Source organism: Mesorhizobium sp. M1396, from assembly GCF_040317725.1.
Classification (GTDB): domain Bacteria; phylum Pseudomonadota; class Alphaproteobacteria; order Rhizobiales; family Rhizobiaceae; genus Mesorhizobium.
Map to the genome: position 1 here is coordinate 154,639 of NZ_JAMYLA010000005.1, position 22,314 is coordinate 176,952.

23 protein-coding genes are annotated in these 22,314 nt (G+C 62.3%); 16 read left to right on the forward strand and 7 right to left on the reverse strand.

Annotated elements, in window-relative coordinates; genetic code table 11:
- The first annotated feature begins 29 nt into the window (after positions 1 to 29).
- From NKH02_RS05030 to NKH02_RS05085, 12 genes are all read left to right on the forward strand, one after another.
- A complete protein-coding gene (locus NKH02_RS05030; protein WP_352876807.1) occupies positions 30 to 923 on the forward strand; it encodes an aminoglycoside phosphotransferase family protein in 894 nt (297 codons plus the stop codon).
- 679 nt (positions 924 to 1,602) lie between these two features.
- A complete protein-coding gene (locus NKH02_RS05035) occupies positions 1,603 to 2,697 on the forward strand; it encodes a porin (protein ID WP_352876808.1) in 1,095 nt (364 codons plus the stop codon).
- 137 nt (positions 2,698 to 2,834) lie between these two features.
- Positions 2,835 to 3,611: a DNA repair protein RecO gene (gene recO / locus NKH02_RS05040; protein ID WP_352876810.1), complete on the forward strand. Its 777-nt coding sequence runs from the start codon at positions 2,835 to 2,837 to the stop codon at positions 3,609 to 3,611.
- Positions 3,608 to 4,126 (forward strand): PaaI family thioesterase, encoded by a 519-nt coding sequence (locus NKH02_RS05045; protein ID WP_352876812.1) that lies wholly within the window; start codon positions 3,608 to 3,610, stop codon positions 4,124 to 4,126. The genes recO and NKH02_RS05045 overlap by 4 nt, the downstream gene beginning before the upstream one ends.
- An 82-nt stretch (positions 4,127 to 4,208) precedes the next feature.
- Positions 4,209 to 6,989, forward strand: coding sequence for a DUF2339 domain-containing protein (locus tag NKH02_RS05050; protein ID WP_352876814.1), 2,781 nt, complete (start codon positions 4,209 to 4,211; stop codon positions 6,987 to 6,989).
- Positions 6,990 to 7,036: 47 nt separating this feature from the next.
- Positions 7,037 to 7,279, forward strand: a complete 243-nt coding sequence (locus NKH02_RS05055) for a type II toxin-antitoxin system VapB family antitoxin (RefSeq protein ID WP_352872685.1) — start codon at positions 7,037 to 7,039, stop codon at positions 7,277 to 7,279.
- Positions 7,279 to 7,695 (forward strand): type II toxin-antitoxin system VapC family toxin, encoded by a 417-nt coding sequence (locus tag NKH02_RS05060; RefSeq protein ID WP_352876816.1) that lies wholly within the window; start codon positions 7,279 to 7,281, stop codon positions 7,693 to 7,695. The genes NKH02_RS05055 and NKH02_RS05060 overlap by 1 nt, the downstream gene beginning before the upstream one ends.
- A gap of 161 nt (positions 7,696 to 7,856) precedes the next feature.
- A complete protein-coding gene (locus NKH02_RS05065) occupies positions 7,857 to 8,375 on the forward strand; it encodes a sigma-70 family RNA polymerase sigma factor (protein WP_352876819.1) in 519 nt (172 codons plus the stop codon).
- Complete coding sequence (locus tag NKH02_RS05070; RefSeq protein WP_352876821.1) at positions 8,372 to 9,163, forward strand: anti-sigma factor family protein; 792 nt, start codon at positions 8,372 to 8,374, stop codon at positions 9,161 to 9,163. Before NKH02_RS05065 ends, NKH02_RS05070 begins: the two co-directional genes overlap by 4 nt.
- A gap of 204 nt (positions 9,164 to 9,367) precedes the next feature.
- Positions 9,368 to 10,465, forward strand: a complete 1,098-nt coding sequence (locus NKH02_RS05075; RefSeq protein ID WP_352872681.1) for a peptidase C39 family protein — start codon at positions 9,368 to 9,370, stop codon at positions 10,463 to 10,465.
- A 5-nt stretch (positions 10,466 to 10,470) separates the two neighbouring features.
- Positions 10,471 to 11,934, forward strand: a complete 1,464-nt coding sequence (locus NKH02_RS05080; RefSeq protein WP_352872680.1) for a RimK family ATP-grasp domain-containing protein — start codon at positions 10,471 to 10,473, stop codon at positions 11,932 to 11,934.
- Positions 11,935 to 12,149: 215 nt separating this feature from the next.
- Positions 12,150 to 13,040: a fatty acid desaturase family protein gene (locus NKH02_RS05085; RefSeq protein ID WP_352876823.1), complete on the forward strand. Its 891-nt coding sequence runs from the start codon at positions 12,150 to 12,152 to the stop codon at positions 13,038 to 13,040.
- A 12-nt stretch (positions 13,041 to 13,052) separates the two neighbouring features.
- Here the strand turns inward: NKH02_RS05085 and NKH02_RS05090 are convergent, their stop codons facing one another.
- From NKH02_RS05090 to ygfZ, 3 genes are all read right to left on the reverse strand, one after another.
- Positions 13,053 to 15,194 carry a putative bifunctional diguanylate cyclase/phosphodiesterase gene (locus NKH02_RS05090; RefSeq protein WP_352876826.1) on the reverse strand — a complete coding sequence of 714 codons (2,142 nt, stop codon included), beginning with the start codon at positions 15,192 to 15,194 and terminating at the stop codon, positions 13,053 to 13,055.
- 61 nt (positions 15,195 to 15,255) lie between these two features.
- Complete coding sequence (locus NKH02_RS05095) at positions 15,256 to 15,891, reverse strand: HD domain-containing protein (protein ID WP_352876828.1); 636 nt, start codon at positions 15,889 to 15,891, stop codon at positions 15,256 to 15,258.
- Positions 15,891 to 16,751 carry a CAF17-like 4Fe-4S cluster assembly/insertion protein YgfZ gene (gene ygfZ / locus NKH02_RS05100; RefSeq protein WP_352876831.1) on the reverse strand — a complete coding sequence of 287 codons (861 nt, stop codon included), beginning with the start codon at positions 16,749 to 16,751 and terminating at the stop codon, positions 15,891 to 15,893. The genes NKH02_RS05095 and ygfZ overlap by 1 nt, the downstream gene beginning before the upstream one ends.
- Before the next feature lie 75 nt (positions 16,752 to 16,826).
- On the opposite strand from ygfZ, the gene NKH02_RS05105 reads away from it, so the two are divergent.
- The 3 genes from NKH02_RS05105 to NKH02_RS05115 all read left to right on the forward strand — a co-directional run bounded on the left by NKH02_RS05105 (position 16,827) and on the right by NKH02_RS05115 (position 18,935).
- A complete protein-coding gene (locus NKH02_RS05105) occupies positions 16,827 to 18,158 on the forward strand; it encodes a dihydroorotase (protein WP_352876833.1) in 1,332 nt (443 codons plus the stop codon).
- A gap of 54 nt (positions 18,159 to 18,212) precedes the next feature.
- The gene (locus NKH02_RS05110) at positions 18,213 to 18,440 is read left to right on the forward strand and encodes a hypothetical protein (RefSeq protein WP_352876836.1); all 228 of its coding nucleotides are present in this window, start codon (positions 18,213 to 18,215) and stop codon (positions 18,438 to 18,440) included.
- A gap of 165 nt (positions 18,441 to 18,605) precedes the next feature.
- Positions 18,606 to 18,935, forward strand: a complete 330-nt coding sequence (locus NKH02_RS05115; RefSeq protein ID WP_352876839.1) for a hypothetical protein — start codon at positions 18,606 to 18,608, stop codon at positions 18,933 to 18,935.
- Positions 18,936 to 18,945: 10 nt separating this feature from the next.
- Here NKH02_RS05115 and NKH02_RS05120 read toward each other — a convergent pair whose 3' ends face one another.
- From NKH02_RS05120 to NKH02_RS05135, 4 genes are all read right to left on the reverse strand, one after another.
- Complete coding sequence (locus tag NKH02_RS05120; RefSeq protein ID WP_352876841.1) at positions 18,946 to 19,734, reverse strand: hypothetical protein; 789 nt, start codon at positions 19,732 to 19,734, stop codon at positions 18,946 to 18,948.
- A 70-nt stretch (positions 19,735 to 19,804) separates the two neighbouring features.
- Positions 19,805 to 20,062, reverse strand: coding sequence for a hypothetical protein (locus tag NKH02_RS05125; protein WP_008874920.1), 258 nt, complete (start codon positions 20,060 to 20,062; stop codon positions 19,805 to 19,807).
- A gap of 361 nt (positions 20,063 to 20,423) precedes the next feature.
- Positions 20,424 to 20,801 (reverse strand): TIGR02301 family protein, encoded by a 378-nt coding sequence (locus tag NKH02_RS05130; protein ID WP_352872668.1) that lies wholly within the window; start codon positions 20,799 to 20,801, stop codon positions 20,424 to 20,426.
- A 96-nt stretch (positions 20,802 to 20,897) separates the two neighbouring features.
- Positions 20,898 to 21,332, reverse strand: a complete 435-nt coding sequence (locus NKH02_RS05135; protein WP_352876846.1) for an NUDIX hydrolase — start codon at positions 21,330 to 21,332, stop codon at positions 20,898 to 20,900.
- A 139-nt stretch (positions 21,333 to 21,471) separates the two neighbouring features.
- Between NKH02_RS05135 and NKH02_RS05140 the strand changes: the two genes are divergently transcribed.
- Entirely contained in the window at positions 21,472 to 22,233 is a 762-nt protein-coding gene (locus tag NKH02_RS05140; RefSeq protein WP_352876849.1) for an SOS response-associated peptidase, read from the forward strand.
- The last annotated feature ends 81 nt before the right edge of the window (positions 22,234 to 22,314 follow it).

Genomic DNA, 22,314 nt, shown 5'->3' on the forward strand with positions numbered 1-22,314 from the left:
ACTATGCTCAACAAATCCGCTCCCGGTCCATGGACAGCAGGCTGAGCATCGACACAGCGCTTGTCAGCCGGCTGGTCGCCACGCAATTTCCCCGCTGGAAGGATCTTGCCGTCATGCCGGTTGAATTTGGCGGCTGGGACAACAGGACCTTCCATCTTGGCGACGAGATGACCGTGCGGTTGCCGAGCGCCGCGGCCTATTCCCTGCAAGTGGAAAAGGAGCACCGCTGGCTGCCAAGCCTGGCGCCATTGCTGCCGCTGCCGATCCCCGTGCCGCTGGCGATGGGAGTTCCGGCTGAAAACTATCCCTGGCCTTGGTCCATCTACCGTTGGATCGAAGGCGAGACGGCAAAGCGGGAGCGTATCGCCAGCCTGCCGCAATTCGCGACGGATTTGGCCGGGTTCCTGGTTGCCTTGCAGCGTATCGATCCCACTGGCGGACCGGCGCCTGGACAGCACAACTTCTTTCGCGGCGGACCGCTGACCGTCTATGACAACGAAGCGCGGCAAGCGATTGCTGCCCTCAACGGCAAGATCGATACCGACGCAGCCAGCGCGGTCTGGGAAGCAGCGCTTGCCGCAACATGGCACGGCGCCCCGGTCTGGTTCCACGGTGACGTCAGTTGGGGAAACCTGCTGGTCAGGCAAGGCCGGTTGAGCGCGGTGATCGACTTCGGAACCTCGGGCGTCGGCGATCCCGCCTGCGATCTGGCGATCGCGTGGACGCTTTTCGAAGGCAAAAGCCGGGAATCGTTTCGCGCCGGCGTTCCGGCCGATGAGGCGATGTGGGCGCGCGGTCGTGGCTGGACGCTGTGGAAGGCGTTGATCACCGCCGCCGGGCGGATAGACGTCAACCCGGTCGAGGTTGAAAAATCCCGGCATGTGATCGATGAAGTGCTTGCCGATCACGCTCAGCGGGCCTGAGGCGCCGGGGCGATGCGGCCAAAAACCCCGAGCGGTTTCTGAAAGATTTCCGATATCTCCATAGGGCGGCCGATATTGTTCGGCGGCCTCGCCGTTGCGGGTACGATCTGTTTCCATTGGCGCGCAACCAACTCACGTAGATCGTATTCGGCGCTTGGCCGCTGTCACAATCGGCGACGCGACAGCACTTTGGGAGTTTCGATCGCCTCGGCAAAATGCCGGCCGGCCTGGCGGGCACTATCGATGCTTTATCACGACGACAGAGCGCGATCATTCAGATGAATGTCATCTGGTGATGGAGAGCAGCGGCAGGAATCGGTCCGATTTCCATGAAAACGAGGTAGATATTGCGAATTTTGACCGCCATGGCAGAAATGTGATGCGTTGAAAGTATACTTAGCCGCGAAAGATCCGGGTATATATTGAATATATGACGTTGTGCCGATTGTGCCATTCGAAGTGTGCATAAGTGTTATTTGTGCAACACAGCATTATTCTGTTGGTGGAATCGGAGTTATTTCAAAAATCGTCATTGAAGGCAGAAGATCGATGGGTATGTTCGCCACCGAAACGGGGGAGCGGTGCGAGCCTTTTTCAGTGTGGGGGTGAGGCGGGAAAACATTGCCGCCAACCACAAATCCGAAGCCATTTTAAAAATTATGACTGGAGAGGTCAGAAAATGAACATCAAGAGGCTCCTTCTCGGCTCAGCCGCGGCGCTGATCGCGGTATCCGGCGCTCGCGCCGCGGACGCTGTCGTCGTCGCCGAACCGGAACCGGCCGAATACGTCAAGATCTGCGACGTCTACGGCGCCGGCTACTTCTACATTCCGGGCACCGAGACCTGCCTGCGCATCGGCGGCTACGTTCGCTATGACGCCAGCTTCGGCGACGGTAATCGCGTGCTGGACGGCACCAAAGCCATCGATTCCCAGGATGGCGGCATCAACGACACCTGGAACAAGAACGCGCGCTTCACGCTGAAGACCTGGACGGGCCAGGAAACCGAACTCGGCACGTTGAAGACCTACACCGAGACGCGCTTCAACTTCGGTAGCGTTACCACGGCCAAGGGCGCCGATGGTTTCCCGATCGACAGCGAGGCCGGCAACAAGGCCGCCGATCTGCATTTCGCCTGGATCCAGCTTGGCGGGCTGCGCGTCGGTAAGGACGAAACGGCCTATGACTCCTTCATCGGCTATGCCGGCAACGTCGTCCAGGATACGATCATTCCCTACGGCCTCAAGGACACCAACCTGATCAGCTACTACTTCGATGCAGGCAACGGCTTCTCGGCGGTGGCCTCACTCGAAGAAGGTTCGGGCGCCGATACCATCGACAGCTACGTTCCGCATATCGTCGGCGGTGTGAAGTACAAGGGCGACTGGGGTGCGATCACCGCGGTCGGCGCTTACAACAGCAACTGGGAAGAATGGGCCGGCAAGGCTCGCCTCGACATCAAGGCGACCTCGGACCTGACCCTGTTCGCCATGGTGGGCTACGGGACCGACGACAACAAGGCGACGAACTTCTACAAGCCATGGACCGGCAACTTCGCCGTCTGGGGCGGCGGTACCTACACCGTCAACAAGAAGGTCCAGCTCAACGCCCAGGTCTCCTACACGGACTTCCAGGACTTCGCGGTTGCCGCGAACGTCGCCTACACCATCGTCCCCGGCTACACGATCACGGCCGAAGTCGATTACTTCAAGAATTTCGACGACAAGTTCGAGGATGGCGTCGGCGGCATCGTTCGCTTCCAGCGCTCGTTCTAACGCATCGACCGACCTTACCAGACCGCCCGCGGCACATCGCTGCGGGCGGCTTTTTGTATGCTGACGTGAGATATCGACCTGCCGGGCACCAAACCCAACCCTTGATTTCGCCACCCAACCGGTGAAATGCTTAAGGCATGGAATGGCGCGACGAGGGAATCATTCTCGGCACCCGCAAGCATGGCGAAACCAGCGCCATTCTCGAGGTGATGACGCGTGCGCATGGCCGTCATCTAGGCCTCGTTCGTGGCGGCCGTTCGCGCAAGCGGCAGCCTGTGCTCCAGCCGGGCAATCGCGTCGATCTGTTGTGGCGGGCGCGGCTCGACGAGCATCTCGGCACGTTCCAGGCCGAGGCGATCGAGATGAACGCGGCCCGCCTGATGGACAGCGCCGTCGCCGTCTATGGGCTGCAGACCATGGCCGCGCATCTGCGGCTGTTGCCCGAGCGCGACGCGCATGAGGGTCTCTACGAAACGCTTGCCGTGATGATCGTCCATCTCGACGATGCAGATGCCGCCGGCGAACTGGTGGCGCGCTTCGAGCTTCTGGTGCTGGACGAACTCGGCTTTGGCCTCGATCTCAGTCAATGCGCCGCAACCGGCACGCGGCAGGACCTAGTCTATGTCTCGCCAAAATCGGGTCGCGCGGTATCGCGTGAAGCAGGCGCACCATGGCGCGACAAGATGCTGGCGCTGCCGGCCTTCCTGCAGCGCGGCTCCGGCCTGCGCGCGGATGCGGCGGCGGTCGAGGACGCCTTCCGGCTGACCGGTTTCTTCTTCACCCGCCACGTCTATGAGCCGCGCGGCATCGAGCCGCCCGACGCCCGCGCCGGCTTCCTCGCCGCATTGCGCAAGCATCACGCGCGCGACAAGACCATAGCCGGCGAGGATGCGGCCAGAGAAATCATCACATGAGCGAGGTCGAGCTTTATCCGGGCCGGGTCTCGCCGCTCGGCCTCGGCACCGTTCCGCATGCCGACATCCTGAAATATACCGGCTTGGAATTGCTGCAGCGCATCGTCGACGGCAAGTACCCGGCGCCGCCAATCTCCTTTCAGCTCAGCTTCGCGCTGACTGAAGTGTCGGAAGGCCGAGCCGTGTTCCGCGGCGTGCCCAACGAGCGCCACCTCAACCCGCTGGGCAGCGTGCATGGCGGCTGGGCGGCCACGCTGCTCGATTCGGCACTGGTCTGCGCCGTGCAGACGCTGCTCAAAAAGGGCGAGGCCTATACGACGGCGGAGTTCAAGGTGAATTTGACGCGGCCCATCACGCCGAAGACCGGCGAGGTGGTCTGCGAGGGCAAGGTCGTCCACAAAGGCCGCACGTTGGCCGTGTCGGAAGCGACGCTGAAGGATGCCGGCGGCAAGCTGCTGGCTTTCGGCACCGAAACATGCTCGATCTTTCCGGCCGCCAATCTGGCGGCGCGTTGAGTTTGTGGCCGTTTGGCCGCCGCATTTGAGTGTCAGTGAGACTGAACGTCAGTGAAAACTGGCCTGGTTTGGGGGAACCGCCATGTTTGAAAGCCTGATCGGCCTTGTCGCCATCATCGCCTTGTTCGTCATCATTTCGCGTCAGCAGAGCCGCATTGGCCTTATCGAGCGTGAGCTTGGCGCGCTGCGCAGCCTGGTCCTTTCCGGCGCCGTGCCGCCTGTGGCCAAGCCGTCCGAACAGGCGGCGCCCGATGGCGCGCCCGCCGATGTGGCTCCGGCCGCGGCAGTCGCGGCCGACATTCCCTCGCCAGCGATAAGCGAACCGGGCGCCGCACAGGCGCCAGCTACAGAAGCGGAAGCCCCGATAAGTGAGGTCGTGTCCGGGCCATGGGCGCCAAGCGAGGCGGCACCGAAGCCAGCGGAACCTGCGGAGCCAACCGCTCCGCCGAAAGCCGCCCGCCAGTCAGATGTCGAAACGGCACTCGGCACCCGCTGGGCGGTCTGGGTCGGCGGCATCGCGCTGGCGCTGGGCGGCCTGTTCCTGATCCGCTACACCATAGAGGCCGGTATTTTCGGCCCCGGCGTACGGCTGACCATGGCCGCGGTACTCGGCCTAGTGCTGGTCGCCGGCGGCGAGTTCATCCGCCGCACCGGCTTCAAAGTGCCGGTGCAAGGCGCTGCCGGCGCCTATATTCCAGCTATCCTGACGGCTGCCGGTGCCTTCATCCTGTTCGGCACCGTCTATGCCGCGCATGGCATTTACGGCTTCATCGGCCCGGCACTCGCCTTCACGCTGCTCGGCGCCATCGGCGTGGCGACGATCGCGGCAGCCCTGGTCCATGGCCAGGCGCTGGCCGGCATCGGCCTCGTCGGCGCCATGGTGACGCCGGTGCTGATCGCCTCGCAGGCGCCCAACCCCTGGGCGCTGTTCGGCTACCTCGCGATCGTGCTCGCCGCCACCGGCGTCATCGCCCGCATGCGCGACTGGAAGGCGCTGATGGCGGCGGCCTTTTTCGGCACCGGTGTCTGGACCATCCTTTACATGACCGATGCGCCGGGGGCGAACCTCTCCGCCATCCTGTTCATCGACGCGGTCACGCTGGCCGTGCTCGCCCTTGTCTGGCTCGCCCGCCGTGGCGATGAAACCGGGCCAGCCACGGTTTTCGACTGGCCGTCCATCGTGCCTGGCCTGCTCGTCGCATTCTCGGCGCTGGGCCTGTCGGTCGACCCCGCCTTTGCCGCCGCCGGCTATGCCTTGCAGGGCGCGGTGGTGATCGCCGCAATGGTGGCCGTCGCGCTCTATCTCCCGCTGGCGTTGCCGCTGCTTTATGCCGCCGGACTGGTCACGGTGCTGATCTATCTCGGCATCATCCCGCCAACATCGATCGTTTCCGACCTTTCGGGCGGAGCGCTGGGCGTCGATGGGCTGCCTGTGGCCACGTCCAATGCGCTGACAGTGCGCATCGGCATCGCACTTGGCCTAGTCTTCATCGGCGCCGGCTTCTGGGCCGCGCGCAGATTCGCCCCCGGGACGCAGATCCGCGCCGCCTCATGGGCGGCATGGGGCGTCATCGTTCCGCTGGTCATCCTGCTGGCGCTCTGGTTCACCTTCGGCAATCTCGACCGCGACTTTGTCTATGCCGCCGTCGCAGCCCTGCTGGTCGTCGTTTTCGCCGCCGGCGGCGAGTGGATCGCACGGGCCGAAGGGCCGCCGCTCACCGGCGGTATCGCGGTGTCGTTTGCCTTGGGCGGCGCGGCCATCGCCGGCCTGCTGCTGCTGCATATGGCTTTCGATTCCGGCTGGACCACCATCCTGCTCGGTGCGGCGGCCATCGTGCCGGCGCTAGCCACGCGCTGGCGCTCCTATCCGGTGCTAGGCTGGATTTCGGTTGGTGCGGTGATCGCGGTGCTTGGCCGCGTCGCCTTTGACCCGACCATCGTCGGCGCCGAGTTTCTGTCGACGACACCGGTGTTCAATTGGCTGCTGCCGGGCTATGGCGTGCCGGCGCTCGCCTTCGGCTTTGCCGCCTGGCAGCTCGCGCGCACCACTCCCACACTACCAAGGGCTGGCAATGGCCGGCCGCGCCTCGCCATGGAAGCGGCGGCGGCGCTGTTTGCGCTGCTCACGCTCGCCATGCTGGTGCGCCATGCCATGCATGGCGGCGTCATCGACACGGGTGCTATGACGCTGGCCGAACAGGCGATCTACACGCTGATCGCCATCGGCGCTGGCGCCATCCTGGTCGCCATCGACATGCGCTCGCCAAGCTCGGTGCTGCGCTATGGTTCGATGGCCGCCGGTGTGGCCTCGGTCGTTTTCATCGTCATTCAGCACTTCGTGGTGCTGAACCCGTTATTGTCGGACGAATCGACCGGCCGGATCCCGGTGTTCAACCTGTTGTTCCTCGCCTATCTCTTGCCGGCCATCGCTGCCGGCGGGCTAGCGCTCTATGCCAGGGACAAGCGGCCGAAATGGTATGCGCAGATGCTGGCCGTGGTGGCGGCCGTCCTTGCCCTGGCCTATGCCACACTGTCGGTCAGGCGGCTGTTCAAGGGCGAGTTCATCGGCTTGTGGAGCGGGCTCGGCCAGTTGGAGACCTACACCTATTCGGCGCTCTGGCTGATCATCGGCGTCGCACTGCTCACCGCCGGCGTATGGCTGAAGTCGCAGGTGCTGCGCATTGCCTCCGCCGCGCTGATCGCGATCGCCGTGCTGAAGGTCTTCATCTTCGACATGTCGGAGCTGGAAGGCGTGCTCAGGGCACTGTCCTTCATCGGCCTCGGCGCCGTGCTGATCGGCATCGGTCTGTTCTATCAGCGGCTGCTGACGCGGGCGGCGAAGGAGGGTGTCGAAGCCTCTTGAAAGGATATTCAACATAGGATATCTTGATATCCGCCAGGAGATATCCAATGCCGCTCTATATCCGTGACGACGAAGTGGATGCGCTGGCCGCCAAATTGCAGCGCGAGACGAACGCTCCGAGCAAGACAGAGGCGGTGAGGACCGCACTTGTGCACGAACTCGAGCGCAATCGCGCCAAAGTGCCGCTGCGCGACCGGCTAGCGAGGCTGCAGGCGGAAGCGACGAAGATGGGCCTGCCAAATCCAGATTTCGACATGAAGAAATTCACCGACGAGATGTGGGAGGACTGATGTTTGTCGATGCGTCGGTGATTGTCGCCATTCTCAACCGGGAACCGGGTTGGGAGGAGCTGATCAAGCGGCTTTCTGGTTTTGCCGGCCTGTCCTACGTGTCTCCACTGGTGCGTTTTGAAGCGACACAGGCGCTGGCGCGCGCAGCCGCTGGCTCCCGCAAACCTACGGCTGAAGCCCTCCTTAAGGCTCGCGATCTGGTCGATCAGTTCATTGTGGAAATTGGCGGAGAAAATGTGGTGATCGGCGAAGAGATCGGTTTCCACGCCATCAATGCCAGCGCTCGCTATGGCAAGGCCGTTGGTCATCAAGCCGATCTCAATTTCGGCGACTGTTTCGCCTATGCCTGTGCAAAAAAACTCGATGTTCCGCTGCTCTACAAGGGCAATGATTTCCTGCTGACGGATTTGGGATAATTCGGCTTTCACCTTGATCGGTGGGAATAATTTAGCCGGTCATGTCGTTATCTCATTGCTTGGGTGACCGGGGCGGCGGACCGCTTCGCGCTGGCCGCTTGCGCCGCGCCCGGAAGGCGCGTTCAATCGGATCAACAAGGGCGACCTCGAAACCAGCGGTCATGGACGAAAAGAAGGCAGCAATCCTTGGCGAAATACCGCGCCTGCGCCGCTACGCACGCTCGCTCTTGCGCGACCGCGACGCTGCCGACGATCTCGTCCAGGATTGCCTCGAGCGGGCGCTTGTGCGGCTCGAAAACTGGCAGACAGGAGAAAGCCCCCGGAGGTGGCTGTTTACGATCATGCATCATTTGTTCATCGACCAGATGCGCAAGGTGAACCGCCGCAGCGAGGCTGCGATGCTGCCATTAGAGGCCGCTGAGGCAGTTGCCCAGCCGGCCGAGCAGATGGAGAGCATCGCCTCGCGCGAGATCATCGACGCGTTGCAGGCGATCAGTCCCGACCGCCGTGCAGCCCTCGTCATTGTTGCCATCGAAGGTTTCTCCTATGCCGAAGCCGCCAACATTCTGGGCGTCCCTGCCGGCACGCTGATGTCGCGCATCGCGCGCGGGCGTGAGGAATTGCGCGGACTGCTGGACGACACGGCGCGTCGCCGCGCGATAAGGATTGTCGAGAAATGATCCGCCGCGACTTTTCCGAACGTGACATCCACATGGCGCTCGACGGCGAACTGCCCGCCGACGAGCGCGCCGCCTACGAGGCCTGGCTCGACGCCAATCCAGAGATGAAGGCCAAGAGCGTCCGCTTCACCGCCGATCGGACGGCATTGCAGGCCGCCTTCGCCGGAGTGCTGGACGAACCCGTGCCTGCGCGATTGCGTAAGGTCGTGCTCGGCGAGGCGCCGGTCAAGGCCGCGGTGCCACGCTCGCGCTGGTGGCTTGCCGCTGCCGCAGCCGTGTTTGTGGTCGCCGGCGGGCTTGGCGGCTACCTTGCCGGCATCGATGGCATTGGGCAGGAGAACCCGGCGGAAGACCGGCTGGCCGAGCAGGCAATCGCGGCCCATGTCGTCTTCGCTGCTGAAAAGCAGCATGCGGTCGAAGTGCCGGCCAGCGACAAGGATCATCTGGAGACCTGGCTGTCCAACCGGGTAGGGCTGAAGCTGGTGGCGCCGGACCTGACCGCGAACGGTTTCCAGTTGGTCGGCGGCCGGTTGCTGCCGGCCGGAGAAAGCAAGGCCGCGATGCTGCTCTACGAGGACGACAAGGGCCAGCGCATATCTCTCTTCGTTACGGCGGAATCGGCGGAGAATGCCAAGGGAACTTATGCATCGGCGCAGGACGGTCCCCAGGCCGTCTACTGGCTGGACAAGGGCTATGGCTGCGCCGTCGTCGGCTCGCTTCCGCGCGAGCAATTGGCCATTGTGGCAAAGAGCGCCTATGTTCAGCTTCTGGCCGGCCTGGCCAGTTGAAAGGTGCCGCTTTTGATGGCGACACCGATCTATATCGGTGATCTCGTTCAACGCGTTTTTACATCGCCGAACGTTGCCGAATCTGTCACAATTCGGCCCTATTCGAGGTGCGATAGCGCTTCCTGACCGTCAGTATTTCGACTGATGTCTTGAACGTTTCGAGTAGGGCATTTCCCACCACCAATCGAGGTTCTCTGAAGCCGCATGCCTGCCGAGATCCGCACGGCCCGCGCGTCTGACGTCGATGATCTCGCCGCCATAGAGAAAGCCGTTTTCTCGAGCGACCGTATTTCCCGCCGCTCCTTCCGCCTGTTCATCGAACGTGAAACCGCCGAGACGCTGGTCGCCGAAGTCGATGGCCGCGTGGCCGGCTATGCGATCGTGCTGTTTCGCAAGGGCAGTGGGGTCGCGCGCCTCTACTCGATCGCCACCGGTCCGTTTTTCGGTGGGCTTGGTGTGGGCCGCATGCTGCTCGGATCCGCCGAAGAGGGCGCTTTCGAGCATGGCCGCATGATGCTGCGTCTCGAGGTGCGCGAGGACAACAGCCGCGCGATCCGCATCTACGAACAGGCCGGCTATCGCAAGATCGGCCGCGAACCCGGCTACTATGAGGATGGCGAGACGGCGCTGCGCTACGAAAAGACCTTGCGCGGCGACGTTCCGATCGCCACCAAAGTGCCATTCTATCAGCAGACATGCGAATTCACTTGCGGCCCGTGCTGCCTGATGATGGCCATGGCCAACTTCGATCGCGGCTTCGTGCCGGATCCGGTCATGGAAATTCGCCTGTGGCGCGAGGCGACGACCGTGTTCATGATGTCGGGGCCAGGCGGGTGCGAGCCGTTCGGTCTTGCTGTCTCGGGGTACGAAAGCGGGCTTGCGGCGGAGATCTACGTCTCCTTCTACGGCGCGCTGTTCCTGCAATCGGTGCGCAGCGAGGACAAGCGCCGGGTGATGGAACTGGCCCAGGTCGACTTTCGCCGGCGCGCGGAACTTTACGGCATCCCGGTGAATTACCGTCCGTTCACCATCGACGATATCAGGGCCGCGATCGCTGGGGGAAAACTGGTGCTGGTGCTGATCAGCGGCTTCCTGATGTTCGGAAAGAAGGTGCCGCATTGGGTGCTGGCGATCGGCGATGACGGCGACCATATCCTGATCCACGACCCCTGGGTCGAGGACGAAAGGCAGGAGACCATCCTTGATGCCGCCAACATTCCCGTGCCTTACGGCATCTTCATGAACATGGCGCAGTTTGGCCGCGACGGACTGCGTGCCGCCATCACTCTGGGAAAGCGCTGATAACAATGACCTGGGTTATTCTTACAGGCAGGCAGAGCGATCTCGACCAGGTGGCGACACCACACAAGATCATCACCAATCGCGACTATCTCGCGCATCCCTCGCTGTTTCGCGGCCAGCGCCCGAAGGTCATCAACCTGTCGAACAACTACGCCTACCAGAGCCGAGGCTACTATGCCTCGCTGCTGGCAAGCTCGCGCGGCCACAAGGTGATCCCGACCGTCGAGACGATGATCGACCTGTCGGAGCGCAAGCTCTATGAGCACGCCCTGCCGGAACTGGAGCTTGCGCTCAACAAATGCCGCAAGGACCTCGGCGGCGCCTTCCCGCAAAAAGTCTGCATCTTCTTCGGCATCGGCCCGTCGAAAATCTGGGACCGTTTCGCCAAGCTGTTGTTCGACTGGTTCCGCGCGCCGGCGCTCGAGGTCCACATCAAGGACAGCGCCGAATGGGCCTCGATCCGCAAGATCGGCTTCCATCCGCTGGCGCGCATGACCGAGGATGAGGAAAAAAGCTTCATCCAGTGCCTGGAGACTTACACCAACCGCGAGTGGCGCGACACCAAGGGCCGCACGCCGGCACGCTATACCTTCGCCACGCTGGTCGATCCTCATGAGGAATTGCCGCCCTCGGAGATCTCGTCGCTGCGCTACTGGGCCAAGATCGCGGAGAAGATGGGCGTCGAAATCGAGCCGATCACCAAGCGGGACCTCGCCAAGCTCGCCAATTACGACGCGCTGTTCATCCGCGAGACGACCTCGATCTCCAACCACACCTATCGTTTCGCGCGCCGCGCTCAGCAGGAAGGCATGCCGGTCATCGACGATCCGCTGTCGATGATCCGCTGCACCAACAAGGTCTATCTCAACGAGCTGATGGCCTACAACAAGGTCCCGGTGCCGCCGACGGTGATGATCGCCGGCACTTCGGATCTCGAACTGGCGGCGCAGACACTGAGCTTTCCGCTGGTGCTGAAGATCCCGGATTCGTCATTCTCGCGCGGCGTCAAGAAATGCGCCAATTTCGAGGAACTGAAGACGCTCGCCACCGAATGGCTGGAGGATTCCGACCTTCTGATCGCGCAGAAATTCATTCCGACCGAATATGACTGGCGCGTCGGCGTGCTCGGCGGCCAGCCATTGTTTGCCGTGCACTATCTGATGGCCAAGAAGCACTGGCAGATCGTCAACCACAAGGCCAACGGCAAGCCCGACCAGGGCGGCATCAAGACCTTCACGCTAAAGGAAACGCCAGCGCATGTCGTCGAGACGGCGGTGAAGGCGGCGCGCTGTATCGGTGACGGGCTCTATGGCGTCGACCTCAAGGAAACCAAGGACGGAGTCTTCGTCATCGAGGTCAACGACAACCCGAACCTCGACCATGGCTGGGAGGATTCCGGCGAGAAGGACGAGGTCTGGGTGCGGCTGACGCAGTGGTTCCTGGAGCGGCTGGATCGGCCGGGGCGGTAGTCAACCGGGCGTCGAGAATTTTGCCGGCTGCGATCGCAAGGAGATCTACCGCCGCTTTCGCGGCCGGGGGCGCCTGAAGCCGGACGAACTTCTCGTGCACCACATCGCCGCTCACATAAGCCGCATAGGGCTACCTTTACCCATTGCAGAAATCCTGGTTTTTGGAGAGGGTTTTGCCAGGATGAGTTATCGAATTCTCAGGCTGAACCGAGACCATGGATCATCGCGACGTAATTTCATCGTTGACGCAGGAAGAGCGCAACCGCCTGACCGCCAAGTCTGATGTCACGGGCCTCGGTCAGCTTGCCGCTCATTGGGGTGCGATCGTGATCATCGGATCGCTGATCGCGGCGAAGGTGCCGTTCTGGCCGCTGCTGATGCTGCCGCAGGGTATCCTGATCGTGTTCCTGTTCACGCTGCTGCACGAGACGGTTCATCGCACGGCTTTCGAAACGCAATGGCTGAACGATGCCGTGGCCCGGGTATGCGGCCTGGCGATCGCGCTGCCGGCGGACTGGTTTCGCTACTTCCACTTCGCCCACCATCGATACACGCAGGACCCGCAGAACGACCCGGAACTGGCCTTCCCCAAACCGGAGACATGGCGGCAGTACCTCGTCCACATATCCGGCATCCCTTTGTGGTGGGGCCATCTCAAGACGCTCTATGCCAACGCGATGGGGCGTGGCCGGGAAAGCTACGTTCCGCCCAAAGGCTATGACAAGGTGCGCATCGAGGCGCGCGCCATGATTGCCTTTTATGCCGTGGTTATTCTGTTGGCCGTCTATTTCCGGCTCTCGGTGCTTCTCTATGTCTGGATCTTGCCCGCGCTATTGGGACAGCCGTTTCTGCGCCTTTACCTCTTGGCCGAGCACGGCCGTTGTCCGTTCGTCGCCAACATGCTGGAAAACACCAGGACCACGCTGACCAACTGGCTGGTCCGCAAGCTGGCGTGGAACATGCCGTTCCATGCCGAGCATCACGCCTATCCCGGCGTGCCGTTTCATCAACTGCCGCGGTTTCATGCGCTGATCGAGCGGCATTTGAAGGTGGTCGAGCCGGGCTATGTCAGCTTCCACGGCAAATACATCGAGACACTGCGTTGATGGTGGCCGACCTCAGCCGGTCTGGCTGTGCAAGGCACGAGATTTCAAGAGACGCTGAATATCCGCCGCCTTTGACGGCACGCCGATCAGATAGCCCTGCGCCTCGGTACAGCCAGCGCGGCGCAGGATGTCGAGCTGCGCCTCGGTCTCGACGCCCTCGGCGGTGACGGTGATGCCGAGCTCGGCACCCAGCCCGATGACGGTGCGAACGATCGCCTTGGTATCGCGATTGTCCAGGTCGTGGATGAACGAACGGTCGATCTTGATCTTGTCGACGGGAAAACGCCTGAGGTAACCGAGCGAGGAATAGCCGGTGCCGAAATCGTCCAGTGCGATGCGAATGCCCAATCCGCGCAACTGCCGTAATGTCCTCAGCACGGCTTCACTCTCGTCCATCAGCACGGTTTCGGTGATTTCCAGTTCCAGCTGGCCGGCGGATACGCTGGAAAAGGCGAGGGCCGAGATAACGCTGCGGGCAAAGCCGCCGCTTTTGAGCTGCACAGCCGAGACATTGACCGCGATGCGCAGGCCCGCGGGCCAGCTTGCCGCAGCGGTGCAAGCCTTCCTCAACGCCCACTCGCCTAGCGGCACGATCAGTCCGGTTTCTTCGGCGACCGGAATGAACTTGTCCGGCGCCACCGTGCCCCGCTCCGGCGAATGCCAGCGCATCAAGGCTTCGGCACCGACGATCTCACCGGAGGCGATGTTCATGATGGGCTGGAAATCGAGATCGAATTCCTGACGCGGCAGCGCTGCCTCGAGGTCGGTCTCGAGGGCGCGTCGTGCCAGCACCATGGCGTCCATTCCGGGCTCGAAGAAGCGATACAGGTTGCGCCCTTCGCTCTTCGCTCGGTAGAGCGCCGTATCGGCGTTTTTCAACAGCGTATCGGCGTCGTTGCCATCGTCGGGGAAGACGGCGATGCCCAGGCTGATGCCGACATGCATGTCCCGGTTCTTATAGCGGAACGGTTTTGCGATTGCCTCGACGATCCGCTTTGCCAGTTTCTCGGCATCGGCGATGCGCTTGAGATTGAACTCGATGATGACGAATTCGTCGCCACCGAAACGGGCGACGATGTCTGTGTCATTGCGCAGGCAACGCTGCAGCCTGTCGGCCACGCTCTTCAGCAGCCAGTCGCCGGCCGGATGGCCCCAAGTGTCGTTGATGGCCTTGAAGCGGTCGAGGTCGAGCGAGAAGATTGCCAGCGACGTGGCCGCCGGGTCTTCCAACGCAAGCTCGAGCCGTTCGCGAAACATCTGGCGGTTGGGCAACCCGGTCAGCGTGTCGTGATGCGCAAGATGCGTCATGCGCTCTTCGGCGCGGCGGCGTTCGGTGACGTCGTCGAAAGTCGCAACCCAGCCGCCGCCGCCCATCGGCTGGCGTGTGACCAGAATCGTCCTCCCGTCGGAAAGATGCCGATACGCCGAATGCATTTTTCCCGCCACCAGGCAGGCTTCGGTTTTGGCGACTTCGCTGTCGACATCGATCTTCGTATAGATGCCGAGTTCCAGCAATCGTTCGAGTGCGTCGCGGTGCGTCGTTCCGAGCGGGAAGTCCGCCGCGGTGACGTTGTAGAGCTCCAGGAAACGCCCGTTGCGCACGATCATCTTGCCGTCGGCGTCGTACATCAGCAGGCCTTGCGACATGTTGGCGAGCGCGGCGTCGAAGCGGCGGTGCTGCTCCTTGAGCTCCTGTTCGGCCCGCCGCTGTTCGGTGATGTCCTCGTAGATCGAGACCCAGCCGCCCAGAGCCAGCGGGCGATGCGAGATGTTGATGATACGACCATCCGACAACGTCTCCTCATAGGTCGAAGGTTTCGCCTGGTCGATATAGGGCTTGCGGATGGCGTAGAGTTCATCGGCGCTTTCCGAGGCGATGCCGATGTCGACGCTATGGCGCAGAATGTCGAGAAACCGGATGCCGGGCCGTATCACCTTGGCGTCGAGACAGAAAATGTTGATATAATTGCCGTTGCAGATGATCATCCGCTCGTCGGCGTCGAACATGCACAGGCCATGCGACATGTTCTCGACCGCAGCCGAAAAACGCTCGTTCTGTTGGCGCAGTTCGTCTTCCATATGGCGCGAGCGATCCATGCCTTCGGCCTCCCGTTCAGGGACGGCCGAACCACCCTTGGCATCAGCGACGGGCATGAGGCGCCTGCGGATCGTCATCGAACGAGCTACTGTGGTCGCGGCCGGTTAATTTAGCGTTTTAGCCGACCACGGGCGCCGAAGCCCGATGCCGCGACCTCTCGATCGCGGAAAACCGCTTCAGGAACGCATTCTGCGCCCAGGTCACCGAGCGTGGCGTGAAATCGAAGCGGTCGGCATTGAAGCCGCGCGGACGGCCGAAGAACTCGGTCGCCTCGGCGGTCGAAAAGCCAGCGAGCAGCGTCGCCTCGAAATAGGCGGCGATCTGGTCGGCGCGCTTGATCTCCTTGCGCAGCGCGGCAGCTGGTTCGGGCGGCAGCGCGAAGCGCAGATGGATGGCGCGCTGCAACCGCAACTCACAGTCCTTATAGCTGCCGCCCATCACCGATTTGAACGGCGAGATCATGTCGCCGATGACATATTCGGGGGCGTCGTGCAGCAGCGCCGCCAGCCGGGCGTCGGCCGAAGCCTCAGGCACCAAGTCGCAGAACAGCGCCTCCACCAGCAGCGAGTGCTGGGCAACCGAAAAGGCATGTTCGCCGCTGGTCTGGCCGTTCCAGCGCGCAACGCGAGCGAGCCCATGCGCAATGTCTGAAATCTCTATGTCGAGCGGTGAAGGGTCGAGCAGGTCGAGCCGGCGGCCCGACAGCATGCGCTGCCAGGCGCGTGCCGGCGCGCCGACGCGGTCGGCCGCCATCAGGCCTCCTCCGCGCCGACGGCTTCCCGCGGGAAAGCGAATTTTGCCCAGACCGGGATGGCGAGTGAAACGGTGGCGTCCCCAGCCATGATCGCCCGGCCGGCGTCGAGCGCCGCCTTGACCCGGTCGATGCGGGCAATGGCGAGGCCTGTCGCGCCGGCGGTCGAGCCGAGCGTGCCAACCGGCCGTCCCGCGACGGTTAGCTCGGTGCCCGGCGCGGGCAGGGGCCTGTCGGCCGAAACAATCAGCACGCGCCGCCTGGCCGTGCCGCGATGCTGCATGCGCGAGACGACCTCCTGGCCGACATAGCAGCCCTTCTTGAAGCCGACACCACCGGCTTCGTCGAGCAGCACGTCATGCGGAAAGGCTTCTCCAAGCTGGTAGTCGCTGCCGCTTTCGGCAATGCCGGCGGCGATGCGGAATGCATGCCACGCGGCAAGGTCGCCGCGCTCTTCAGTTTCGCCATAGGAACGAGTGACGGCGCCGTTGCGAAAGCGCGTGTCGACGGCCGCCGTTGAATCAGATTGTGAGGGCGTTGATTCAGGTCCCCACGCGACGGTGACAAGCGCCTGATCGGATTTGGCAATCTCGACCTTGGCGCGCAGTTTGTAGAGCGTCAGCCGGCGCATGAAATCGTCTGAGATATCGGCACGGCATTCGAGCCGGAATGCATTCTCGCCGGCGCGTAAGATGAGGAAATCGAACAGGATCTTGCCTTGCGGCGTCAGCAGCGCGCCAGGCTTGGCTTCGCCCGAAGCCAATATGTCGAGATCGGTGGTCAGGATGTTCTGCAAAAAATGCTCGGCATCCGGGCCTGATACGGAAATAAGGGCACGATCTTTGAGCTGGGCAAAGGGCATGGGCGGAAAAGCAACCTGATCTTGCAAAATGGTCGGCCTTTACGTAAGCCGCTGGCACTCCCCCCGCAAGAGAGCATGGCCATGATCTACGACCTCATCCTGACAGGCGGCACAGTGGTCAACCATGACGGCGAAGGGGATCGCGACATCGGTGTCAAGGACGGGCGCATCGCCGCCATCGGCGATCTCCGCCAGGCTTCGGCCGGCGAGACGATCGACTGCGGCGGCCTGCACATCCTGCCGGGTGTCGTCGACAGCCAGGTGCATTTTCGTGAACCTGGACTGGAGCACAAGGAAGATTTGGAGACGGGTTCGCGCGCGGCGGTGCTGGGCGGTGTCACCGCCGTGTTCGAAATGCCCAACACCAATCCACTGACCACCAATGAGGCGGCTCTTGCCGACAAGGTTCGGCGCGGCAGTGGTCGCATGCATTGCGATTTCGCCTTCTGGGTAGGCGGCACCCGTGAGAACGCGAAAGATGTTGGCGAGCTTGAGCGGCTGCCGGGCGCGGCTGGGATCAAGGTTTTCATGGGCTCGTCCACCGGCGACCTGCTGGTCGAGGACGACGAAGGTGTCGCCTCGATCCTCAGAAACACGCGCCGCCGCGCCGCCTTTCACTCGGAAGACGAATTCCGGTTGCGCGAACGTCTTGGCGAGCGCATCGAGGGCGATCCTTCATCGCACCCGGTCTGGCGTGACGAAGTCGCCGCCTTGCGCTGCACGGAACGCCTCATACGCATCGCGAAAAAAGTTCGCGCCCGCATCCACGTGCTGCACATCTCGACCGCCGAGGAGATCTTGTTCCTCGAACAGCACAAGGATGTCGCGACCTGCGAGGCGACACCGCATCATCTGACCCTGTCGGCGGACGATTATGCGCGGCTTGGCACGCTGATCCAGATGAACCCGCCGGTGCGCGCCGCGCGCCATCGCGATGGCGTCTGGCACGGCATCGCGCAAGGCATCGTCGACGTGCTCGGCTCCGACCACGCGCCGCACACGCTGGCCGAGAAGGCAAAGCCCTATCCGGCCTCGCCCTCGGGGATGACCGGCGTGCAGACGCTGGTGCCGATCATGCTCGACCACGTCAATGCGGGCCGGCTGACGCTGCAGCGCTTTGTCGACCTGTCCAGCCATGGCCCGCAACGCATCTTCGGCATGGCCAAAAAAGGCCGTATCGCCGCCGGCTACGACGCCGACTTCACCATCATCGATATGAAGCGGCGAGAGACTATCACCAATGCGCAGGCCGGTTCGAAGGCAGGCTGGACACCTTATGATGGCAGGGAAGTGACAGGCTGGCCGGTCGGCACCGTCATCCGCGGCCGCCGCGTCATGTGGGAAGGCGAGATCGTCACGCCAGGGCAGGGCAGGGCTGTGGAGTTTTCCGAGGCTTTGGTGGGTTAGCTGTGTTCGCCAGCGTTGGATTTTTTAAGCACGATCCACTAAGTTAGGAGGATTATGAACGCAGATATCGCGCCCATGGTTGTCCCCCCTGAGTTTCCGGAACTCCAGGTGCTTGCTTGGAACCGCGATGCTGCACGCCCGATCCCCGCCGAGGAGGCATTTGCGCTATACGAGCGGAATTGGCGTTTTGTTGATCAAAAGCGCCTTACGACGCGTGAAAAGCTGCTTATCCAGACTCTGGCGGACAAGTTCGGTCATGGCATCCTTTTGACCACTGTCTAAAGTTCCTTTCGCTCTCCTGATCCTAATCGCAGCTGGAACATCAACAGGACACACGGCGAGCGGAAACCATGACGAAATTTAAGAAACCAGAACATCGGATCATTGCCGAAGCCCTCGGGTTGATGGACCGGCATTTCCTGACCGCAAACCCTTGTTTCCGCGGATATGTTCGCCGAGAAGTTGCTGGCCAATGCCGATCGATGCCAGCACCGCGCAACCGCATATCGTGATGCTATCGATCTTGGAATGTTGACTGACGCCTATGGCGAAATCCCGATCGAAGCGCTCGGTAAGGCGCAAACTGCTTACGGGCCAGACATTCAGCACAAGGTCGCATGGGTGGCGAACAAGCTTCAGGACAAGGACGAGCTACGCAACGCAGCCGACGTCCTGCAGATGGACGCCAGCGTGGCGGCCGATGCCATTTCGCTTCTTCGAAAGGAGGGCGCTCGCATATGGCTGGATGCCGGAATCGACGAGGGACCGCGTCGATAGCGGCCGGAGTTCAATCCCCGGCGACGAAGAAGGTCCATCGTCCCGTGGGCGTGATGCCGACACGGTAGAAGATATAGGCGCCGAACTGCTTCATGTCGTCGAAGTCGCCAGCGGTGACGATCTTGAACAGTTCGACCCGCTGCTTGGCATCCAGCTTGTCCAACGGCAGGGCGAAGAAATACGGCCACACATAGAGCTCTTCCGGCTTGCCGGCATCGAGGTGGACATAACCGGCGTTGAGCACCTCCTCGAGGATGGCCAGGATCTCTTGACCATCCGGATCACCGGAGAGCCCCTTGAGGAAGGCGATGGCGTCGCCGTCTATGTCCGTCAGCGATATCTGCGTCATGCTGTCGCCGGTGCCGATCAAGGGCCGCAGCTTTTCGATGTCGCCGCCCTTGCAGGCCTCGACGATCAGATCGTGCATGCGCCGCACCGGTTCCGGCAGCTTGCCGAGATCGTAGGCAACCTCGGGCACAGGTGTGTCCGGATCGACGCGCGGCCTGGTCACGCCGCCATCCACCGGGCTGTCAGGCTCGGATTCGGCCGGAGCAGCCGGCTGGCTGGCCGGAGGCGGCGGCCCAACCGGGTTGGGCATTGGCACGGTGCTTCCTGGCGGCGACATGTCTTCGTCCGACGGCGGCGTGGATGTTGGAGGGAGCTCTTCGCGCTTGATCTCGCTCAGCGCAAGAGCGGGGCTGCTGGCGAGGCACACAACCAGGGGAAGCTCGACACAGTAAGCGGCGAAGCAGATGCAAAGGACCAAGCCACGCGGCTTGCCTGACATCGAAAAATTCACTGCCCGTTTCTCCCTGCTTCCGGGCATGACGCCCGAGCGGCATTTTGCCGTCAAAGAACCGGACGTCGGTTCAGTGCCGCAGCCGTTCAGGTTCGAAGGCGCCAGCAATCACCTTTTCACGCATACGGTCGAGCAGGGCAAGGGCCGAGGTCTCGCCATTGGCACGCAACATCTCGCCGAAAGCGGTTTCGAGCGCTGCTTCGGCAATGATCTCGGGCTCTATGCCGGCGGAGAGACCTTCCGCCCAGGCCTCGCTGTGGCTTTCCACGGCGGTCAGGCGTTTTTCTTCCCTGACCAGCGCGTCGATGTCGTTGACACCATGTTCCATAAGCGAATGTCCACCCTTTCAAGCAGCGATCCGTCGGTGTGGATCAGGCCTGATCTGTTCATTTCACACGCATGGTCAATTAAGTATTTGTAAATACGACATTTTTTTGATCGTCTTTTACAAAGCCCGATTGCCTTGTGCGAAGCTGCGTTCAGCTCGAGTCAAACTTAGCCGATTGGGGCGGCCTGCGGGGCGAAAACCTTCAGTTTGAGTTAATTCCGCTTTCGCGCGGTAAGGTTTCGTTAATACTGTTGCAGAAGTGCCACATGAGGATTGCACCAAGATAGCGCCTGGCACAAGCCGGAGATGTGGGTCGTCACCAGCAATGGTCCGAATAGTTGTTGATGAGCAACCGAAATGCCTAATTTCCGTAACGCGAGGCGATGTCGCGTGACAGCGTCTCGCCTTCCTTCATATAACGGCTGATGGCTTCGGTCGCCGAAGGGGTGCACTGCGTATAGATGCCGCCGAAGGAACGGTAGCCACGGTTGAAGCTGGCGATGAAGCGGGCGCGCCGCTCGGCGTCCGGATTTTCCGAATCAAGCAGCTTCTGCATCTCGACACGCCACTGGTCGCCTTTTTCGCCGCACAAATTGCGCAGGAAATGCAGCGACCCCAGAACTTCCGCCAGCCGCATTAGCCCGGGCTCGAACGGCGACTCGGCGCTGAGCGCAGGCCGCGTCGAGACAGCCGCGCTGACGACAAGACATATGGCAAGAAGTAGGGATGGACGGTTCATATCATAAGGTTCTCTGCCGAACGGCATAAACCGTTCTGGCTCGCCAAACAGCATAAGCCTTTGTGGCGAAACAATTTGTCGCCCGCAAGTCGATTTTCAGGACTGCGACGCGCCGGTTCCGCCGGGATTCAACAAGTCTTCGGCCACCGCGAATACCGAGCCTGCGAGCGGCAGTGCCGCCACCTCGCTGAGCGTGTAGAAGGCGGCCGTCTCGGCGTCGTCGCTGGCCACCGCCTCGCCGCCGGCATAGGCGGCGCCAAAGACCGTGAGGAGATAATCGACCGGGTGGCTGTCGTCCCTGCCGTCGATGTGGATTTCCCGAAGCGGGCGGTAATCGGTGGCCCGCAGGCCGGTCTCTTCCATCAGTTCGCGGGCGGCAGCCTGCTCCAGCGTCTCACCGGGTTCGACCTTGCCACCTGGGAAGGCATAGAGCCCTTGCGAAGGTTGCCGGGCTCGCTTGACCAGTAGCACGGTGTCCGCGCGCACGACGGCGACCGAGACTGCCGGGAGTGTCTTGCGCGCTTCGTTCATGGTTTCCCGATCAGGCGTGTAGGCAGGTCTGTTGTGGACTGCCCAGCATGGGCAGGCTTTAGCGGTTGCGCAACGCCGGTTCCGTCGCCACTTTCAAACCGGATCATTCGGCCGGACCATTCGAGGGCACCAATCGACCATGTGCGGACGTTTTGCCTTGACCGCGACGCCGGACCAGACCGCCGCCCTGCTGGGCTTGGCCGAACTGGAGGAGTTCCCGGCGCGCTACAACATCGCGCCGACACAGCCGGTCCTGATGGCGATCGCCGGCGCTCCGCGGGCGCCGGGCTCGAATCTGCCGGCCCGGCAGCCAATGCTGGTGCGCTGGGGGCTGATCCCGACCTGGGTCAAGGACACCAGGGAGTTTCCATTGCTGTTCAACGCGCGCTCCGAAGGAGCCGCCGAAAAGGCTTCGTTCAAAGCGGCCATGCGCCATCGCCGTGCTTTGGTGCCCGCCTCCGGCTTCTACGAATGGCGGCAAACCGGCGGCAAGAAAGGACAACCCTATTGGATCCGGCCGAGGCATGGCGGGTTGGTCGCCTTTGCCGGCCTGATAGAGACCTATGCCGAGCCGGGCGGTTCGGAGATGGACACCGGTGCCATACTGACCGTCAATGCCAATGCCGACATCGCCCATATCCACGACCGCATGCCGGTGATGATCGATCCCGGGGATTTCGCCCGCTGGCTGGATTGCCGCACGCTCGAGCCACGCGATGTAGCCGACCTGTTGCGGCCGGCACAGCCGGATTTTTTCGAGGCAATTCCGGTCTCCGACCTCGTCAACAAGGTGTCCAACACTGGACCGGAAATTCAGGAACGGGCCGAGATCGGGCCGGAGCCCGAGAAGGTCAAACGCCAGAAGCCCGGCGCGGACGACAGTCAGATGACGTTGTTCTAGGGCCTGTTGAGATTCATCTGGAGTTTATCACGGCGGCGGCGAGATGGATGATGGCGTTGAAGCTCTGGTCGGTTTTGTCGG

What these genes read in the sequence shown, in the direction of transcription:
- NKH02_RS05030 (WP_352876807.1), top strand. Translation starts at nt 30, where the DNA reads ATGGACAGCAGGCTGAGCATCGACACAGCGCTTGTCAGCCGGCTGGTC.
- NKH02_RS05035 (WP_352876808.1), top strand. Translation starts at nt 1,603, where the DNA reads ATGAACATCAAGAGGCTCCTTCTCGGCTCAGCCGCGGCGCTGATCGCG.
- recO (WP_352876810.1), top strand. Translation starts at nt 2,835, where the DNA reads ATGGAATGGCGCGACGAGGGAATCATTCTCGGCACCCGCAAGCATGGC.
- NKH02_RS05045 (WP_352876812.1), top strand. Translation starts at nt 3,608, where the DNA reads ATGAGCGAGGTCGAGCTTTATCCGGGCCGGGTCTCGCCGCTCGGCCTC.
- NKH02_RS05050 (WP_352876814.1), top strand. Translation starts at nt 4,209, where the DNA reads ATGTTTGAAAGCCTGATCGGCCTTGTCGCCATCATCGCCTTGTTCGTC.
- NKH02_RS05055 (WP_352872685.1), top strand. Translation starts at nt 7,037, where the DNA reads ATGCCGCTCTATATCCGTGACGACGAAGTGGATGCGCTGGCCGCCAAA.
- NKH02_RS05060 (WP_352876816.1), top strand. Translation starts at nt 7,279, where the DNA reads ATGTTTGTCGATGCGTCGGTGATTGTCGCCATTCTCAACCGGGAACCG.
- NKH02_RS05065 (WP_352876819.1), top strand. Translation starts at nt 7,857, where the DNA reads ATGGACGAAAAGAAGGCAGCAATCCTTGGCGAAATACCGCGCCTGCGC.
- NKH02_RS05070 (WP_352876821.1), top strand. Translation starts at nt 8,372, where the DNA reads ATGATCCGCCGCGACTTTTCCGAACGTGACATCCACATGGCGCTCGAC.
- NKH02_RS05075 (WP_352872681.1), top strand. Translation starts at nt 9,368, where the DNA reads ATGCCTGCCGAGATCCGCACGGCCCGCGCGTCTGACGTCGATGATCTC.
- NKH02_RS05080 (WP_352872680.1), top strand. Translation starts at nt 10,471, where the DNA reads ATGACCTGGGTTATTCTTACAGGCAGGCAGAGCGATCTCGACCAGGTG.
- NKH02_RS05085 (WP_352876823.1), top strand. Translation starts at nt 12,150, where the DNA reads ATGGATCATCGCGACGTAATTTCATCGTTGACGCAGGAAGAGCGCAAC.
- NKH02_RS05090 (WP_352876826.1), bottom strand. Translation starts at nt 15,194, where the DNA reads ATGCCCGTCGCTGATGCCAAGGGTGGTTCGGCCGTCCCTGAACGGGAG.
- NKH02_RS05095 (WP_352876828.1), bottom strand. Translation starts at nt 15,891, where the DNA reads ATGGCGGCCGACCGCGTCGGCGCGCCGGCACGCGCCTGGCAGCGCATG.
- ygfZ (WP_352876831.1), bottom strand. Translation starts at nt 16,751, where the DNA reads ATGCCCTTTGCCCAGCTCAAAGATCGTGCCCTTATTTCCGTATCAGGC.
- NKH02_RS05105 (WP_352876833.1), top strand. Translation starts at nt 16,827, where the DNA reads ATGGCCATGATCTACGACCTCATCCTGACAGGCGGCACAGTGGTCAAC.
- NKH02_RS05110 (WP_352876836.1), top strand. Translation starts at nt 18,213, where the DNA reads ATGAACGCAGATATCGCGCCCATGGTTGTCCCCCCTGAGTTTCCGGAA.
- NKH02_RS05115 (WP_352876839.1), top strand. Translation starts at nt 18,606, where the DNA reads ATGTTCGCCGAGAAGTTGCTGGCCAATGCCGATCGATGCCAGCACCGC.
- NKH02_RS05125 (WP_008874920.1), bottom strand. Translation starts at nt 20,062, where the DNA reads ATGGAACATGGTGTCAACGACATCGACGCGCTGGTCAGGGAAGAAAAA.
- NKH02_RS05130 (WP_352872668.1), bottom strand. Translation starts at nt 20,801, where the DNA reads ATGAACCGTCCATCCCTACTTCTTGCCATATGTCTTGTCGTCAGCGCG.
- NKH02_RS05135 (WP_352876846.1), bottom strand. Translation starts at nt 21,332, where the DNA reads ATGAACGAAGCGCGCAAGACACTCCCGGCAGTCTCGGTCGCCGTCGTG.
- NKH02_RS05140 (WP_352876849.1), top strand. Translation starts at nt 21,472, where the DNA reads ATGTGCGGACGTTTTGCCTTGACCGCGACGCCGGACCAGACCGCCGCC.